The sequence below is a fragment of the Psychrobacter sanguinis genome, from assembly GCF_020736705.1.
Classification (GTDB): domain Bacteria; phylum Pseudomonadota; class Gammaproteobacteria; order Pseudomonadales; family Moraxellaceae; genus Psychrobacter; species Psychrobacter sanguinis.
Window position 1 is genome coordinate 2,082,439 of the sequence record NZ_CP085990.1, and the last position, 18,619, is coordinate 2,101,057.

The window sequence follows — 18,619 nt, forward strand, 5'->3', positions numbered from 1 at the left end:
TCGCATTATAGATATAAAATAAGAAGTGGGCCTAGTCTTAAGGTCAGTAAAACGACATTAAATTACTAGGCCAATAAGCCAATTAATTATTAAACTGCTAAATCAGTCAATTTAAGCGTTAGCGTCCATTAATTGGATTTAATAGACCAAGGCAAGGTTTCACCCGCCATTAATGGGGTTAAGCTTTGATCGTTCATATATGGATAGCTTGAAGGCACTTGCATTGGTTCATTTACTAAAGTAATACTACTTTCGTTAACTGGTAAACCATAAAACTGAGCCCCAAAGCGGCTAGCAAAGCCTTCTAAGCGATCTATCTTGCCAACGCTGTCAAATGCAGTGGCGTATAAAGGTAGTGCAATAGACGCTGAATAGCACCCCGCGCAGCCACAAGCATTTTCTTTAGCTTGGGTCGCATGAGGGGCAGAATCTGTTCCCAAGAAGAATTTAGGGTTGCCACTGGTAGCCACATCAAGCAGTACCTGCTGATGCTGCTGACGTTTCAAAATAGGTAAGCAGTAAAAATGAGGTTTGACCCCGCCCACAAGCAAATGATTACGGTTAAACAAAAGATGTTGCGGGGTAATAGTGGCTGCTACGTGCTCATTCTGTGATAAAACGAAGTCTGCAGCATCACCTGTCGTAATATGCTCCACCACAATTTTTAGCTCAGGAAATTGAATAACAAGGCTATTTAGAGTGGTGTCAATAAACTGCTTTTCTCGGTCGAAGATATCAACGTGTGAATCGGTAGCTTCACCATGAATCAATAGGGGGATACCGTATTTTTGCATCGCCTCAAATACATCGTTACGACCACTTAGATTGGTAACGCCATCTGCTGAATTGGTCGTGGCGCCTGCCGGGTATAGTTTAACCGCTTGAACCACACCCGATTCCGCTGCTTGCTGAATATCCGCTACTGTGGTGGTATCGGTTAAATATAACGTCATTCGAGGATCAAAAGACTGTTTATATTTATCTTCAATATCCGCCTGTTGTAAGGCGTCAAGAATACGCTCAAGGTAAGCCTGAGCCTCTTTAGCGGTTTTGACAGGGGGGACTAAGTTTGGCATGCAGATGGCACGATTAAAACTTTGTGCGGCATGAGCCACAGTGGTTTTTAGAGAATCGCCATCACGCAAGTGGATGTGCCAGTCGTCTGGGCGCGGTAAGATAATTTGTCTTGGCGCAGCCTGGTTGTCATTAGTTTCTGAAGTTAAAGAAGGTGTAGAAGTCATAACTAGAAGCCATTGTTATTAATATATTGATATTAGTCGAGTCTGGGTGTTAACGCTATTCATCTAAACTTTAAGTAAGTTCTAAATAGGTTTTAAAGATACTAGTTTAAATCTTAACGCGATTAAATCGGTAATGAAGATAACCTTATAAAACGATATAAAAGCGATGTTAGTTAAAAAATGAATGAGTAAATAGGACTCTAATGATAACAGGTTTTGCTAATAAATTCGGCTATCAGCCTACTTTAGCGCAACATATTTATAATCAAAAACTGGCACTGTTCGATAGATAGAGACATATTAAAAGCAGGAATAAGCCTTTGCTTAGCTTTAGTTGCGCCTCTAAATAGTGTAAACTGAAATTGAATGAGTGCATTTATTTATAGACATATAAATAACGGGTGAGCACTCATTTTTAGGTAATTTTTTAGATAATTCTTTAAGTAAGAATATAGTGAAATGCCTTGGCAGAAAACTCAACTAATTTTACCCAATACTCAAATTATTTAATGCCCACGCGTAACAGTATAATTTCTCTTAGTTCACATTCACTCGATAAAGGATGCACTATGTCGATAGAAAAAGATAAAATCAATAAAATCGTTTTGGCATACTCAGGCGGTCTTGATACCTCAATTATTGCCAAATGGTTACAAGATACTTATGACGCTGAAGTAATTACTTTCACAGCAGATATTGGTCAGGGTGAAGAGGTTGAGCCTGCCCGTGCTAAAGCAGAAGCAATGGGTATCAAACACATCCATATCGAAGACTTACGTGCAGAATTTGCTCGTGATTATGTTTTCCCAATGTTCCGTGCCAATGCTATTTATGAAGGTGAGTATCTACTAGGTACTTCTATCGCTCGTCCTTTAATTGCCAAGCGTTTGGTAGAAATTGCCAAAGAACACAATGCAGATGCGATTAGCCATGGCGCTACTGGTAAAGGTAACGATCAGGTTAGATTTGAATTAGGCGCTACCGCACTGGCTCCTGATGTCAAAACTATTGCACCTTGGCGTGAATGGGATTTATCAAGCCGCGAAAGTCTAATGAAATATGCCGAAGAGCATAATATTCCTATCGACTTCTCAGCGAATAAAAAGAAATCACCTTATTCTATGGATGCCAACTTACTTCACATCTCTTATGAGGGTGATATCTTAGAAGACCCTTATGCTGAAGCTGAAGATGATATGTGGCGTTGGTCTGTTAGCCCAGAAGAGGCACCAGACACTCCAGAATATATCGAATTAGAATATGAAAAGGGCGACATCGTTGCGGTAAATGGTGAGAAACTAGAGCCTTACCAAGTCATGATTAAGCTAAATGAGCTAGGTGGCAAGCATGGTATTGGTCGTTTAGACATCGTTGAAAACCGTTATGTTGGTATGAAGTCACGTGGCTGCTACGAGACACCAGCAGGCACGATTATGTTAAAAGCGCACCGTGGTATAGAATCACTAACTCTAGACCGTGAAGCGGCTCATTTGAAAGATGAATTAATGCCACGTTACGCAAAAATCATCTATAACGGTTACTGGTTCAGCCCAGAGCGTCAAATGCTACAAGCATTAATCGACAAATCTCAAGAATACGTTAGCGGTACGGTACGCGTTAAACTATACAAAGGTAACGTCAGTGTTGTAGGCCGTAAATCACCTAACTCTTTATTTGATCAGAAGATTGCAACTTTTGAAGATGATGCGGGTGCTTACGATCAAAAAGATGCGGAAGGATTTATCCGTCTAAACGGCTTACGTTTATCAATCGAAGCCAGCAAAGGCCGTGATTTATCATAAGTATTTGATAAAAGCTAAGCTATAAACAAAAAAGCAGAAGTGAATCACTTCTGCTTTTTTTATGCATTAATTTTTAACGATTGATTAAGTACAAATATTGAGAGTAATAATAAAAATAGGTCTGGCTCTGTTAGCATTTACTCTTTAACAGGGTTAAGCAAGCATTTTTCAAGATAATGAATGTTTTGTGCCTGTGAGGCAAAAGCTGGGTCCTTTAAGATAAGATCACGATGCAGAGGGATGTTGGTTTTAATCCCTTCTATAATGAGCTCATCTAATGCTTGTAAAGTCTTAGCAATAGCTTGTTCACGGGTTTGACCATGACAAATCAATTTACCAATCAATGAATCGTAGTAAGAAGGAATCTCATAGCCTGGATAGAGATGAGAGTCGAAGCGAACCCCACAGCCACTAGGGCTGAAGTACTGTGTAATCTTACCAGGAGACGGAGCAAAGGTCTTAGGGTCTTCAGCATTAATACGACATTCAATAGCATGACCGTGTACATGAATTTCGTTTTGACGATAAGACAGACCATAACCTGCGGCGATTCTTAATTGTTCTACCACCACATCAATGCCTGTTACCATTTCAGTAATAGGATGCTCAACTTGAACACGGGTGTTCATTTCGATAAAGAAGAATTCACCATCTTCAAACAAGAATTCAAACGTACCCGCTCCGCGATAGCCAATATCTTCACAGGCTTTAACACAGGCTTGTAGTATAGGTTCGCGAATGTCATCAGGAATATCTGGGGCAGGGGCTTCTTCTAAAACCTTTTGATGGCGGCGCTGTAAAGAGCAGTCGCGGTCATATAAATGAATCGCATTGCCATTACCATCGCCTAATATCTGTACTTCAATGTGGCGTGGATTTTGCAGGTAACGCTCCATATAGACGCTATCATCACCAAACCAAAGTTCTGCTTCTTGCTTGGCGGCTTGTACCTGCTCATTAAGCTGATCAAAGCGCTCAACGATACGCATACCGCGGCCACCACCACCGGCGGCGGCTTTAATTAACAAAGGAAAACCAATGTTCTTAGCTTGCTCTTCGGCATTATGTAAAGTGACCGTACCCACTGAACCTGGTACCGTAGGCACGCCTGCTTGCTTCATAGCATTGATGGCAGATACTTTATTACCCATTAAGCGAATATGGTCGGGGTGGGGACCCACAAAGGTGATGCCTGCTTCTTCGATATTTTCGGCAAACTCAGCATTTTCAGCTAAGAAGCCATAGCCTGGATGAATGGCATCGCTACCAGTAATCTCAGCGGCAGTAATAATTGCGCCAGTATTGAGGTAGCTTTGGCTCGCATTGGGTTTGCCAATACAAATTGCCTCGTCCACAAAACGAAGATGCATGAGGTCTTCATCGGCAGTAGAGTAAACACCAACCGTCTTAATGCCCAGCTGCTTGCAGGCACGCACGATGCGTAGAGCAATTTCGCCACGGTTGGCGATAAGCAGTTTTTTAATCATCTAGGTGCCTATGCCTTAGCTTCTATAACGGATTACGGGTTGGCCAAACTGTATCACATCGCCATTTTCTACCAAAATAGCATCGATAATACCACTTTGAGTTGCCTCAAGTGGGTTCATGATTTTCATGGCTTCGATAATACCAAGCGTATCGCCCGCCTGAACTTTCTGACCAGGTGTCACAAATGGGGGATCATTTGGACTAGGCGCCGCATAAAAAACACCCACCATAGGTGATGTTTCCAAACTACCTAAATGTACGGCCTCAGAACTTGGCTCGTTAATATAAGTAGGGCTAGCAGCCATCATAGAGGGCATAGGGGTATGGTAATGTCGAGTTAAACTGACACTATCTTCCCCCGTTTTGACCTCTAAATTGACCAGGTCTTTTTCTTCCATTAGCTCAATGAGCGTACGAATTTTTTCAATGTCCATACGGTTGCCTACAGATGTTCTTATAATATTGCGTATATTGTAACAAATTTTGTCGCGTCTGATGAGTCACAAATGATGTATTTAAGTTTCTATATTGGATTTAGCACTAATATATCTTAACAAGATGCTAAATTTTGTATAACACGGTTCAGTTCAGTCTAATTATCTGGGCTTTATGTCCAATACTTGGCGTTGGCGATGTATGAGACGTACGGTCAATAATACTGAAGAAAGCGTTAATCCGGTAACCAAAGCAATCCAAAAGCCTTTTGCTCCGGTATCGGTAAAACGGACCAAATAAGTGCCTAAAGGTAGCGCAACTAGCCAATAGCAGAATAAGGTAATCCACATGGGTACTTGCGTGTCCTGCATACCTCTCAATATGCCAGCAATATTTACCTGCCAGCCATCTACCAGTTGATAGGCAATTGCAAACAACAGTAAAAACATAGCTTGAGCTTTAACTGCAGGGTTGTCAGTAAAGGCATTTGCTAAGTTTTCTCTAAACATCCAGATACCTAACATACTACATAAAGCAATACAGACGGTCCAAATAAGCCCTGTACGCTGTACCTGTTGTAATGCTAACCAGTTCTTTTCACCGTAGCGGTTAGATACCATAATAGTCAGTGCCATTGCGACTGACATAGGAATCATAAATAGCTGAGAGGTGACGGCCATGGCTACCTGATGCGAAGCAACGGCAATGGCACCCAAGGGGCTAATAACAATCGATGCCAAACTAAATAAACTGGCCTCAAAAAAAATCGACACGCCAATGGGTACGCCTAAGCGAAATAATTTGCCAATTTGCTTACGGTCTGGTTTGGCAAAGTTATAAAAGAAACGGGTTTCATCAAACTTCTGGTGTTTAGATTTAACCAGATAAATTGACAATAAAATTACGTTTATCCACAACACACAAGCGGTTGCCAAGCCGCAGCCTGCGCCGCCCAATTCCGGTAAGCCAAATAACCCATGAATAAAGATATAGTTAATGGGGATATTCACAAATAAACCAATCAGGCTAATTACGGTTACTGGCTCTGGTCGTCCAAGCGCCTCGCAATAACTACGCAATACTGCATAACAGGCAATGGCAGGGAAGCCCCAAGCGACAAATCTTAGATACTGCGCTGCTTTAGGCTGAATATCCGCAGGTACACCCATAACACCTAAAAGGTTGGGCGTTAAAGACACCACTAGTAAGCCAATGATACCAATCAGTATAGCCGCCCACAAAGATTGCTGGGTAATATGAGGCACATGATGGGGCGTTTTTTGACCTATTTGTTCCCCAATTAATGGCGTAGTTGCAATCAGCGTACCGGTTGCCAATAAAAATAGTGGTAGCCAAATCCCAGAGCCAATAGACACCGCCGCTAAGTCTAGTGCAGAGACCCCACCCGCCATAATAGCATCGACCACACCTAAAGCTGCTTGGCAGAACTGAGTGATTAAGATAGGTAGGACTAGAGTGCCCAAGCGCAAACTGTGCTGTTTAAATTCAGAAAAGGATAAATTAGGCAACATAAGCAAACTTCTGAAATTAGGATTTAAATGAGAGCCATATGACTTTTAAAAACTGTTATTAAAGAACGGTCTTAAAAAATAAGGTTAAAGAGCTGTCTTACTGTCTGTCTTAAAAAAGCTTAAAAAGCTTTTTATTTTGTCAGTCCTATTTTTAACGTACTGTTTTTTCCCGTCATAAAAACTTGTTTCCATATTATTTACGCTTCGCGTCGTATAAATTTCTTCGCATAATATAAATAAATAACCTGCCAGAGGGCAGGTTAGGGTCGGTGTCATGCTGTCAGTGCATTATTCACACGTTATAGAGTTTTTGTTATAAATACCGGGCTATATGGAATCTTAATAATAGGACTAGGCACTATTATCAATATACCCATTCAAATGCTCTACTATCTCTTTATTGAGCACGTATAATAAGCAGATTGATAAATTGTACTGCTTCTATCTTAAAAGCTTATTTGAGCCAGTTTTTTAAACCAATGTGGTCAATTTTATATTAATACCTTCAAAATGACAGTCAAAGTGCTTTAATTAAAATAAAAGCGTGACTATAACACTATCTGCCAACGAGTATAAGACCTTATCTTTATGTCATTATTAATAAATGTTTCGCAAATCCCATTAGCACTCTATATCCATATCCCTTGGTGTGTTAAAAAATGCCCCTATTGTGACTTTAACTCACACACACTACCAAATAATGACAGTCAAAGCCTTACTCAAACCGGTACTACAATAGCAGATGATCACTTTACCGTTTATGTTGATGCGTTGATCAAAGACATAGACTCACAGTTGTCCTTGATACAAGGGCGCGAAATTACGTCAATATTTATCGGCGGTGGTACCCCATCGTTATTACCGATTGAGCAGTATCAGCGTTTATTTAGTCACCTTAAGTCGGTATTGCCATTGGCTAAGGATTTAGAAGTTACCATGGAAGCCAATCCTGGTACTTTAGAGCATGCGCCTTTTGAAGAGTACTTAAAGGTAGGTATTAATCGATTATCGATGGGTGTTCAGAGTTTCTCTGATAGCAAGCTTAAAGCATTAGGACGTATTCATAACGCCAATCAAGCACAGCTCGCAACCCAAGCGGCCAAAAAAGCAGGATTTAAACGGGTCAATATTGATCTGATGCATGGCTTACCAAATCAAAACCTGGCCGAAGCTTTAACTGATATTGAGCAAGCACATCATGCTGGGGCGACCCATATTTCTTGGTATCAACTGACCATCGAGCCGAATACTGTGTTTTACAGAAATACCCCAGTGCTACCTGATGACAATGATTTAGCGGATATAGAAGAGCAAGGCAGTGCGTTATTAACCCAGCTTGGCTATCAAAATTATGAAGTCTCAGCTTGGGTTGGTGCCCAGGATATACCCTGCCGTCATAATGTGAACTATTGGCAGTTTGGCGACTACTTAGCCATTGGTGCTGGCGCGCATGGCAAAATAACGTTAGCCGATGACAGCAGCTACCCAGGATTTAACAGCGGTATTTACCGTTTTAGTAAGACCCGTTTGCCTAAAGATTATATGAGTTATCAAGGCTTTCCGAAGATGGTAGGCTTTTCTGCGATTGCTACTGAGGACCTTAGTGGCGAGTTTATGATGAATGCGTTACGCTTATCCTCTGGGGTACCTTTGTCTTTATATTCAGTAAGGACGGGATTGGCTACTGAGCAGATTATGCCGATTATTAAACGTTTACAACAGCAGGGGCTATTGGTAGACAATGAAGAATTTATCCAGCCCACCGTATTGGGACAGCGTTATCTTAACCAAGTTGTGCAAGCTTTTTTATAATAACGTGGCCTTAAGCATAAGCACTATATTTTTATCTTGCTGACTGGCTTTTATCTTCATATCTTATTTTTATACTCATGTTCTATTTCTAATTATCATATTTGTATCATCGGAGAGACCCTATCATGGCAGGTTATATTTTAGCATTGGATCAAGGCACCACTTCAAGCCGTGCCATCATTTATGATGAGAGAGCTCGGGCGATACAGATATCTCAAAAGCCGACGACCTTATCGACTCCGAAGGCCGGCTATGTTGAGCAAGATGCCATGCAAATTTGGCATACTCAAATTAGCTGTGCTCATGATGCCATTAACCAGGCAGGCTTGTTAGCGACGGACATAACTAGCCTAGCCATTACCAATCAACGTGAAACCATTGTGGTATGGGACAAACGAACCGGAAGACCATTAGCACCTGCCATTATCTGGCAGGACAGACGTTCTGATGACTGGTGCCAAAAGCTACGTCAGCAAAAAGTAAAAGGGTCAGACATGAGCATGGAACATCATGTACAGGCCATTACTGGACTGCGCCTAGATCCTTATTTTAGTGCCAGCAAAATTGTATGGTTGATGGAAAATCATCCTAACCTTAAAGACAGAGCTCAGCGTGGCGAAGTGGCAGTGGGCACGGTCGACAGTTGGTTGATGTTTAAGTTAACCGGCGGGGAGCATGTAATAGATGTCACCAATGCATCACGTACCTTGATGTATGACATTAATAAGTTGGAGTGGTCAGATGATCTCTTAAATAAGTTTGATCTCTGCAAGCAAATGTTGCCTAAAGTATTGCCCTCTGATGGGGATTTTGGGAAGACCAAAAAAGGACTGTTTGCCAAACAAATTCACATACAAGCTGTACTTGGGGATCAGCAAGCGGCATTATTTGGTCAAGGCTGTGTCTCTACCGGTATGGCAAAGAATACGTATGGCACAGGCTGCTTTATGCTAATGAATATCGGTAGTGAGGTACAACTTAGCCAACATCAATTACTTAGCACAGTGGGTTGGCAGCGCCGCAGTCCCAATGCTCAGTTAATTGCGGGAGTAAGTGAGCACACTTCATTATCAAAGTTGGTGAAGTCAGGTCAACGCATGCTAACGCCTGCTAAGCGTGAAGTAACCTATGCACTTGAAGGTAGTGTGTTTATGGCGGGCGCTATTGTGCAATGGTTACGTGACAATATGGGGCTGTTTAATAAGTCACAAGATATCGAAGACCTCGCCAAAGAAGTGGATAGTAGTGAGCAGGTGGTATTGGTTCCCGCCTTTACCGGATTAGGTGCCCCTTACTGGCGTTCAGACATTACGGCCAGTCTTTCAGGCATGACTCGAGGCAGCACTAAGGCCCATATTGCCCGTGCTGCTTTAGAATCTATCGCCTTTCAAACTTATGATGTGCTCACTGCCATGCAAAAGGACAGTCCAAGTCCCTTGACTGAACTTAGAGTGGATGGGGGTGCTGCCAACAATGATTTATTGATGCAGTTTCAAGCCGATATGCTAGGTGTTCCTGTTTTAAGACCCAAAGATACCGAAGTTACTGCTAAAGGTGCTGCACTATTGGCTGGTATTACCTCAGGTTTGTATGATGAATCTGCCATTGATGACAGTTGGGATTTAGACAAGTGTTTTGAGCCTACTATGAGCGCAGATGAACGTGAACAGCATTTGCATAAATGGCATCAAGCCATTGGTAAGACCTTGCAGTAAGAGCAGTAAGCTTATGATTTTAATGTGATAAATAAAGCAAAAAAACCAATAACCAACAATTAGTAATCAACTGCTAATAGTGAATTCGCCCTTATAATGCCAAAATAATAAGATCAGATTGGGTATTTATCATATAAATCCGATAATTAAAAAATCGATAATTAAAAAAATAAAGGACCGTTGACATGGAACAAAGTAATCCTGCTTCTAAGATGGATAAAATTTTTTATATAGCCACCAGTAATTTGCTAAATTTTGCCCTGCCTAACCGTAGTTATTATGCAAATATGCAGCCTTATACTGACCATCAGTATCAAAAAAAACTGACCGGCTTATATGATTTATTAAAAAATGCCAAAGCAGATATTTATGCTTTTCAGGAAGTGTGGGATGAAAAAGCATTGCAAGATTTAGCGGTGAAACTAGGCTTTGAGCCTTCACAAGTATTGGCACCTGTGGCCAGCAATGATCCATCTAGTGCTTTAACCGCAGGTCGAGGAGCGCAAGACACGCCAGCGCTAGGTATTATTTCAAAGCATAAAGTTTTGGAGTGGCAGCTACTGACTGACTTTCCAGATTTGGCAGTAATAGATGTCCCAGACGTGGGCCTTTACAAACGCTTTAATCGTCCGCCATTGGTAGCCACTATAGAAGTATACGGACAGCCTATCACCGTTATTACTGCACATTTGAAAAGTAAGCGCCCTCACTATCTCCGTGATGAGCAGGGCAACCGCTTAGAGGACTACGATGATCCATTATTGAGGGTACGTGCTAAGCTGAGAAGTCTGTGCATGCGGGCAGCAGAAGCGGCTGCATTGCGTTTATTTATGATAGATATACTGCATAATACCCGTCATCCATTAATTTTGTTGGGCGATATGAATGACGTTACTGACAGTGTAACTACCCAACTATTGGCTGAAACCAGTGAGGTTATTTATGACAAAGCCATGAGAGATGTGGCCTTGTTTGATGCGGCTCGAGTGCAGACCAGTTATGGATGGATGAAGGATGTCGCTTATACGCATTTGTATCAAGGCATGCCTGAGGTAATCGACCAATTGTTTGTATCAGAAGAGTTTTTGGTAGATGGTAAATTTTCACTGGGAGAGGTTGAGCGCGTCGATTATTTTAATGACCATCTCAAGCATGACTATGAAGATAGATACTCGGATCATGGTATTGTGCGAGCTAAAATTAAATTAAAATAATTCTTTATAAAATAATAATTTATATAGCCATTCTCTAAAAAATAACTTCCTTTGAAATTATTGCTAATAACGTTATATAGGATTTAATTTGCATTATTTAAAATAGAGGGGTTAAAGATTTCATATAGGTTTATATATTACTAGACACAATAGTATCTAATTTTGTTTCTTTATGTTAAGTTAAATATTCCTTTAATGTTAGGCCAAGGATTTAACTCAACATCAATAAATGTAAAGTTCTTTTTGTGGTACCTAGTTATACTAAAGCGCCTCTTTTTAGCGTCAACTAAATAACCACAAATAGAAAATGGTGTTAGAATAAACTATAGAACAATAGAGTTTAGGCCTTCCTAGCTACTACTAATCGAGAGGCTGTTTATGATAGAAGGTTGCAATCACCTAATAAATGATGTCTTAGTTGACTCTGAATTAGCAAAAAACATTGTGCCTAATAAGTTTAAACATACCAGCAAGCAGGGTAGAGTACGTCGTCAGAAACTGCTAATGGCGGCTAGAAGACTTAGTGAAAAACATAATATTGAAGATATTAGCCTAGCAGATGTGTGTGAAGAGGCGGGTATTCCCAGAGCTTCAGCGTATCATTTTTTCCCAAATGTAGAGTCTATTTTCTTAGCATTGCGTTTCTTGAATTATATGGACACGGTTCAAATATTGGAGAAAATTGAAGTGTCTAGTTTTGAGCGTTGGCAAGATTATGTGGCTGACATATTAAGAAAATCGGTCAAACTTTTTAATACAGATATTACTAAAAACAAGTTAATGTATGGCTCAAATACGCCAGACTTTGATGGCAGTGATTACGAAGATCGAGTAGACACTAATATGGTGAGTATGATTGTTGGTAAATTATCTGCTCACTATAATATGGTAAGTTTTAACGATATTGAAGAAAAGTTTCTCATTGTCTATACCATGACACATAGTATATTTGCTTTGTCATTTAAGCAGCATAATGAGATTACTGAAGACATGGGTGAAGAGGCGATAACGGCAGCGATTGCTTATTTACGCTGTTATTTACCTGAGTATCTACCTCTTAAGTAATGATTTTAGCTGATCAAGGAAGACTTACTCCGTTAGGTCTTTTTTATTGTTAAAATTTAAGCCAAACCATAAAAACCACCCAAAAGGGTAATGCCAGTCAGTTAAGGCTGACTGGTATTTTTTTTGGGATATTTTTGTGGCTTACCCTTAACCACCCTCGGGCAAGATCGCTTTCTGCGTTCAGGAATAACAAACAATTTTCCTTCCTCTAAAAGTGCATCTAACAACTTAGGGAAGAGTCCTGCAGCCTGTAAAGGCGCAAACCGTAACAGATCAACAATCGTAATAGACGCCATATGGAAGCTAATTCGTAGAGGGCTAACCTTAGCTCTAAGGACCATATAGCGCATCAAACGTCTTATCAGATTATAAGCAATCATAAGCCCCCAGAACTCTTGTAACACAAGCTGTGGCAGCTTACTTCTTAACAACAGCCCCTGCTGTAAATCAGAGTTAATCTCTCGATACGCCATCTCGATCTCCCAGCGCTGCAAGTAAAGCTGTGCCACTTTATCCTTAGTAAAGCGTTTATCATCTATTAAAGAGGTGATGTATCGTCTTGTCTTACCCTCATAACGACACTCAATTAATCGAGCTTGCCAAGTATCGGGTAGGTTTGGATTTTTCTTTTGTGCCTGAGGAGAGACGGGCATTTGTATTAAGTAGTCCCCTTCACTAAAGGTTTCAATCACAGTGTAACGCAGATTATCTTTAGCCCGCATGAGCCAGTGACTGTTTGGATGGGCTTGTTGCCAACTGATAAGTAGGTCTGCTGAGAAATAGGCTCTATCAAAGAGCGTAATGCTGTTGTCTTGAACATTTAGCTGACGGGCTAAGGTGATCTCTCCTTGACCCATATCTGCAAGGGTTGTGTCAATGATCTCATGCGTGTCAGTATTGATCAGACATACCGAACGCATTTGGGGATAGGGCGCCTCTTTAGTTCTGCCTTTGCTTGAGCTAAAGTGCTGAAGGTTCTCATCAGTGGATGGGAGTGAGTATACGACGCCATCTACAGCTTGGACGCTAAGTCCCATGAAGTCTTGCTGCTGGGCTCGTGATTCTGTTTGGTAGTGAGCACTTAGTTGATGAAATAGCTGCTTTAGAGGCTCATGCCCGAGGCGTTGTCTTGCTTGTACCACAGCGCTGGGTACGCAGGCCTGTGAGTCTATATTAAGCCGCATTTGCTCTGTGATATACCAAATTGAACGGTTACGATATAAAGCTGTGCCGATGACTATCCAAACAACGTGTTCGGCAGGTAGCTTACGTCTTCTAATGCTCGCTTTGCCCGTATATTCTAAAGCCTGCTGTATCCACTCAGGGTCTATTAATTCACTAAATTGTTCTAGGGTGTCTGGAATCCTTTTATGCGTCTCATTAATAGCGTCTTGTAGTCTCATAGTAAAATAGCCCATCTACTTATTAGATAGGCTATTTTATTACTTTTATTGAGTTTTTGCCTTAACTGACTGGCATTAACCCAAAAGGGTGGTTTTTTAATAAGACAATGAATTGCTACTATCAGTTTATTTCCAGGTGTAGGTTAAAGAGGTTAGGAAGTTGGTGCCGTCGGTATTGTAATACTCTGAGGTCTCATATTTTTCATTAAACACGTTATTTAGACGAGCAGTCATAGATAAGTTAGGAGTTAACTGATAATTACCACTAATATTTACTAAGTTGTAGCTATCAATCTCACCGCTATGACCAACAAAGTTATAGTAGTCACCAACATACTGATATTCTGCACGTAAGTCTAATCCAGTGAACTGATAACCGACATAAACCAGACCTTTATGTTTTGGACGAATAGGTAAATATTTACCATCATTGAATTCGCCACTATCATCTTTGGCTTTTTGATAGTCATAACTTAGACCAAACAAGTAGTCGTCTATAATCCAATCTGAAGTTAAAGTTAAGCCTTCGATTTTTGCTTTAGCAATATTTCCTTTGCGCCAATTATCCTTGCTATTATAATCAATCATATCTTCGATTTCATTATGATAGCCAGTTAAGCGAGTCGACTGAGTTGAATTGGCATACTCTAAAAAAGCTTCATAGTTATCACTGGTTTCGGGCTTTAAATCTGGATTACCAGCACCTCCATCGTATAAATCGTTAAAAGTAGGCACACGATAGCCTTTAGCGTAGTTCACCCCAGCACGTAATTCTGGAGTGAAACGATACGCAGCACCTAAACTATATGTGGTTTCACTATCAAAATCTGAGTAATCGTCATAACGTACGTTGGCTTGAGCATCATAATCGCCTTCAGATACGATGTAGCCTAAAAAGCCACTAGTCACTTTGCGGTCGTCAGCTTTGTATTTATCAGAATCAAGCTCTTGCTTTAGGTGCTCGGCACCATAAATTAGCTGACCTTTAGATAAGCTGTGACTACCAACGAGGTTAACTTGCTGTTGTTTAGTGTCATAAATACTTGGATTAGCACTGGTGGTTTTGCCTTTATCCATAGACTGACCGTAGCTTAACTTTAACGAAGAGTCTATATTATATTTCCAGTCTGCATAAACTTGTGCAGCACCATTTTTTTGGTCTGTATATGCTTCTATAGAACCATTATCAAAATCAACTTTTGATTCACTATATAAACCACTTAAGCCAACCTTCAAATTCGGGTTGAGTTGTTGACTAGCAGATAAGCTATAGTTATCACTTTCAAAACCATCTTTATCTCTATTGTAAGGTGAAAAAGAATCGCTTGGGTTTGGTAATGTAGCATTAATACCATTGGTTTTATTATGGCTTGCAGATAGACTCAAGCTAGTTCCCTGATCATTGCGGAATTGAGCGGTCGCTCCATATTGATATTGGTCGTTTGATCCTGCTCCTGCGGTTACCGAGAAGCTACTCTCATCCACATTTGCACCTTTGGTAAAGATTTGAATCACACCACCTACAGCATCAGCACCATAAATACTAGAACCTGAAGCACCGTATAAAACTTCGATACGATCGATTTGATCCGCAGGCAACAAACCTAAAGCAGCACCACCAGCGCTCAAAGAGCTGTAACGTATGCCATCAATCAGTACTAGAATGCTTTTATTATCATACCCACGCACATAAAAATTACTAACAGAGCCTGTACCACCATTTGAGTAGTAGCTAAAACCGGGTTGATTCTTAATAACATCTAGAGCTGTCTGGCCCTGATAGCGTTTTAAGTCTTCACTATCAATAATACGGGTTTGAGCAATAGTGTTATTCACAGCTGTTGGCGTACGCGTTGCAGTAACTGTCATCTTTGGAAAGATAGCAACCGGAATATCAGATTGTACAGATAAGTCATTTTCAGCCGCTACGGCAGGCAGGCAGGCCAAAGTCAAGGCCGCTAAAGCCAAAGCGCTTTTGTTAAGATGAGACTTATTTAGAGAAGCTTGAATGAGGCTTTTATACAACGTGCTATAAGTAGTAGTCATGTTCTAACCTAGTCAGTAAAGAAAAATAACATTTAAGAAATAATGGGGCTATTATCCCTTATATTTTTGAAAATTAAACAACAAATAGACGAATTTTCCTCATGTTTTGCTTAATAATTCTCAGTTCTAAGGTGTTTTCATAACAAAGCTAGACAAAATAGAAGCTTTTAACTTGTTATAGTTCGCCTGAGTTATGACTTTCATAAGTTTTACACCTTGTTAGCCATGACACGCGTGCTAAAATTAAGGCTTCCAGTTTTATATAATTTTCAAAATTTCAAACCAAACCCTTTAATACCCAAGCATTAGGCTGTTAAAAATGTCCTTTTATAATTTTAATCCTTCTCAATCTCACGGCAACGAAAAAACCAATGGTTCGCAAATCCTAGTGAGAATAATGTTTGGATTGGTTCTAGCGTTATTATTAACCTTTACGACTAAGGGTCAAGCTGCAGATGAGCAGTCAGCCTTAACCAATTCTGCATCACAGGGAAATAATGAAGAGTTAGTCGATCCTTTTGGACGGCAAACGCCAAGAAGTACTGTGCAAGGGTTTATTAAAGCACTGGCTGAGAATAATGCGTCTTTGGCAGCAAATTACTTAAGCTTAAACGCAGGAGAGAACTCTGTTGAGTCTGTGCGTCAGCTTAAGTTAGCGCTGGATATCGGAGGACGACTGGATGCCGAGCTACAAATCGACAATACCCCTTCAGGTAACTTAGCGGATCAACTGCCGCCAACGCTTGAGAAAGTAGGGACGATTACTGCGCCTGATCAAGTCATTGATATTATTTTGGTACGAAAAGAAGGCGAGCAAGGCGGTCAGTATTGGCAGGTCTCTAGCGAAACATTGCAAGATATTAGAAACTCCGATATTTCGGCCACACCGTCACTTATCGATAAATATACTCTAAAGCCGCTACAAGATAAGATGATCGGCGGTTACAACTTAGCAGACATCTTTGCAGTATTTTTATTGGCATTAATTTGTGTTGCCGCCTCTTATGTCTTCTTTGCGGTGCTTTATTTTATCTTAAGAATTTACTATCCCAAGGTGCGTAACAAGCCTCTACCGTTGGATCTTAAATTTGTACTTCCATTGGCATTAGTAATGACCTCATTAATTTTATATGAAGTCATGGTCTATGCAGGGGTTTCGGTGACGGTAAGGGAGCCTGTTAACCGTATTAAAGATATTGTGGGCTGGTTTGCATCAACGTGGCTATTATTGAGAGTTGTTGATGCTATCTTCAGTCGGGCAGAACGTCAAAGCTATAAGAAAAATCAAACTGAACGCGTTTCGATTTTAAGTCTACTGCATAAGATTATTAAGACGCTACTGCTGATCTTGGCCTCTATTTTCATCTTCGGTAATTTAGGGTTTGATTTAACCACTGGTATTGCGGCACTGGGTGTGGGTGGTTTGGCATTAGCCCTAGGTGCACAGAAAATGATCGAAAACTTGGTGGGTAGTGTGGTCGTGGTTGCAGATCAGCCCGTACGAGTGGGAGACTATTGTAAGTTTGGTGATTTAGAAGGTACAGTCGTTGACATTGGTATTCGTTCAACCCGATTACGAACTTTGAATAGAACCATTGTCACTGTCCCAAATGGTGAGTTTTCTTCGATGTCCATTGAGAACTTTGCCTCACGCGATATGTTCCACTTTTTGCATAACATCTATATAAAGCGTCATGTGGATGCGACTACATTAGAGAATTTCTTGAAAGAGATGGAAGAATTTGTGGTAAATCATGAATTAACTAACTCTGAATGGACACAAGTCAGAATATCTGAGCTACGCCAAGATTCTATGGTCATAGAATTTCGTGCTTATATCTATGCCTCAGGAGCAGATGAGTTCTATGATAAGCAAACCCAGCTGTTGATAGATATTTTGAAAGAAATCGAGAAGCATCCTGTTGAACATGCTCTAGCCACGCAAAGAATGATTTTAGAGTCCCCTGATGAAGATAAATCAACGGCCAAAGAAAAGATGGTATCGGTAATAGACACTACTAAAGACAGTGATTCGTAGGCTGTGACCAAATAGACAGATTAAATAAAAAAGCCACTATTGTTATAAATAGTGGCTTTTTTCATAGAAAACGATTTGAAAAACTACTGGTCATCTGATTTATTTTTCTTCAATAGCACCAATACTGCACCATTGCCACCGTCTTTTGGAGGGGCAGAGCAGAAGCCTAAGACTTCAGGTAATTGACGTAACCAGCCATTGACACAAGTTTTTAACACAGCATCTGAGCCTTTGCCATGTACGATTTTAACCACAGTTTCATTTTTACTGCGGGCTTGAGTGATTAGAGTAGTGACGGCATCACGTGCCTCATCAATGGTCGCCCCATGAATGTCTACTGCATCGTACCAACGCAGTTTGCCTTGCTTAAGTTGAGTGAATACTTTGTTTTGTAGAGTTGGTGTCTTATAGATAAGGTAGGATTCACCACTTACAGGGTTTAGTAAAGCTTGCATGTCTGACAAGCCTGCTCCCAGTATTTCTGTATCAGCACCTTGAGCTGCGGCACGTTTAGATAACGTCGCGGCATCAGGCTTAGTGGCTTTTGGTTTAGACACATCAGACAAAGTATTGTTGTCTTTAATCGGTTGAACTCCAGACATCGCTTGTAAGAACAAAACTTTATCGTCATCAACATGCTCACTGCCAAGTTGTTTAACCGTTTTCTCAACTTGCTTTTTGGTGGGTAGAGTAACGGGATCCGTGGGTTTTTCATTCTCAGGATCACTTGGAGAGGTCGCACGGCCTTTGCTTAATTCGCCCTTAAGCTCTTTAAGTTGGTCTTGCATTTCTTTTGAAAATAGAGATTTTGACATATAAATTACCGCT

The 18,619-nt window shown here is 40.6% G+C and carries 13 protein-coding genes; 6 read left to right on the top strand and 7 right to left on the bottom strand.

Annotated elements, in window-relative coordinates:
- Nucleotides 1-128 precede the first annotated feature (128 nt).
- Nucleotides 129-1,241 (bottom strand): dihydroorotase, encoded by a 1,113-nt coding sequence (pyrC, locus tag LK453_RS08830; protein WP_007395283.1) that lies wholly within the window; start codon nt 1,239-1,241, stop codon nt 129-131.
- Between the two features lie 569 nt (nt 1,242-1,810).
- Between pyrC and LK453_RS08835 the strand changes: the two genes are divergently transcribed.
- A complete protein-coding gene (locus tag LK453_RS08835; protein WP_007395282.1) occupies nt 1,811-3,043 on the top strand; it encodes an argininosuccinate synthase in 1,233 nt (410 codons plus the stop codon).
- Nucleotides 3,044-3,180: 137 nt separating this feature from the next.
- Here LK453_RS08835 and accC read toward each other — a convergent pair whose 3' ends face one another.
- From accC to LK453_RS08850, 3 genes are all read right to left on the bottom strand, one after another.
- Complete coding sequence (accC, locus tag LK453_RS08840) at nt 3,181-4,530, bottom strand: acetyl-CoA carboxylase biotin carboxylase subunit (RefSeq protein ID WP_201529596.1); 1,350 nt, start codon at nt 4,528-4,530, stop codon at nt 3,181-3,183.
- Between the two features lie 15 nt (nt 4,531-4,545).
- A complete protein-coding gene (accB, locus tag LK453_RS08845; RefSeq protein WP_007395280.1) occupies nt 4,546-4,965 on the bottom strand; it encodes an acetyl-CoA carboxylase biotin carboxyl carrier protein in 420 nt (139 codons plus the stop codon).
- Between the two features lie 162 nt (nt 4,966-5,127).
- On the bottom strand, nt 5,128-6,498 hold the full coding sequence (locus LK453_RS08850; protein ID WP_201538322.1) for an MATE family efflux transporter: 1,371 nt from the start codon (nt 6,496-6,498) through the stop codon (nt 5,128-5,130).
- A gap of 588 nt (nt 6,499-7,086) precedes the next feature.
- Here LK453_RS08850 and hemW point away from each other — a divergent pair.
- The 4 genes from hemW (at nt 7,087) to LK453_RS08870 (ending at nt 12,304) form a co-directional block, all read left to right on the top strand.
- Nucleotides 7,087-8,310 carry a radical SAM family heme chaperone HemW gene (gene hemW, locus LK453_RS08855; protein WP_201542099.1) on the top strand — a complete coding sequence of 408 codons (1,224 nt, stop codon included), beginning with the start codon at nt 7,087-7,089 and terminating at the stop codon, nt 8,308-8,310.
- 125 nt (nt 8,311-8,435) lie between these two features.
- Entirely contained in the window at nt 8,436-10,025 is a 1,590-nt protein-coding gene (gene glpK / locus LK453_RS08860) for a glycerol kinase GlpK (protein ID WP_201538318.1), read from the top strand.
- A 185-nt stretch (nt 10,026-10,210) separates the two neighbouring features.
- Nucleotides 10,211-11,239 carry an endonuclease/exonuclease/phosphatase family protein gene (locus LK453_RS08865; protein ID WP_201538316.1) on the top strand — a complete coding sequence of 343 codons (1,029 nt, stop codon included), beginning with the start codon at nt 10,211-10,213 and terminating at the stop codon, nt 11,237-11,239.
- A 378-nt stretch (nt 11,240-11,617) separates the two neighbouring features.
- Nucleotides 11,618-12,304 (top strand): TetR/AcrR family transcriptional regulator, encoded by a 687-nt coding sequence (locus LK453_RS08870; protein WP_201538314.1) that lies wholly within the window; start codon nt 11,618-11,620, stop codon nt 12,302-12,304.
- 101 nt (nt 12,305-12,405) lie between these two features.
- On the opposite strand, the gene LK453_RS08875 is transcribed toward LK453_RS08870, so the two are convergent.
- Complete coding sequence (locus LK453_RS08875; RefSeq protein WP_227945147.1) at nt 12,406-13,707, bottom strand: IS4 family transposase; 1,302 nt, start codon at nt 13,705-13,707, stop codon at nt 12,406-12,408.
- A 126-nt stretch (nt 13,708-13,833) separates the two neighbouring features.
- Nucleotides 13,834-15,753 (bottom strand): TonB-dependent receptor plug domain-containing protein, encoded by a 1,920-nt coding sequence (locus tag LK453_RS08880; protein WP_201538218.1) that lies wholly within the window; start codon nt 15,751-15,753, stop codon nt 13,834-13,836.
- Between the two features lie 319 nt (nt 15,754-16,072).
- On the opposite strand from LK453_RS08880, the gene LK453_RS08885 reads away from it, so the two are divergent.
- A complete protein-coding gene (locus LK453_RS08885; RefSeq protein ID WP_201538216.1) occupies nt 16,073-17,791 on the top strand; it encodes a mechanosensitive ion channel family protein in 1,719 nt (572 codons plus the stop codon).
- A gap of 83 nt (nt 17,792-17,874) precedes the next feature.
- On the opposite strand, the gene LK453_RS08890 is transcribed toward LK453_RS08885, so the two are convergent.
- Nucleotides 17,875-18,606: a Smr/MutS family protein gene (locus LK453_RS08890; protein WP_201541997.1), complete on the bottom strand. Its 732-nt coding sequence runs from the start codon at nt 18,604-18,606 to the stop codon at nt 17,875-17,877.
- Between the last annotated feature and the right edge of the window lie 13 nt (nt 18,607-18,619).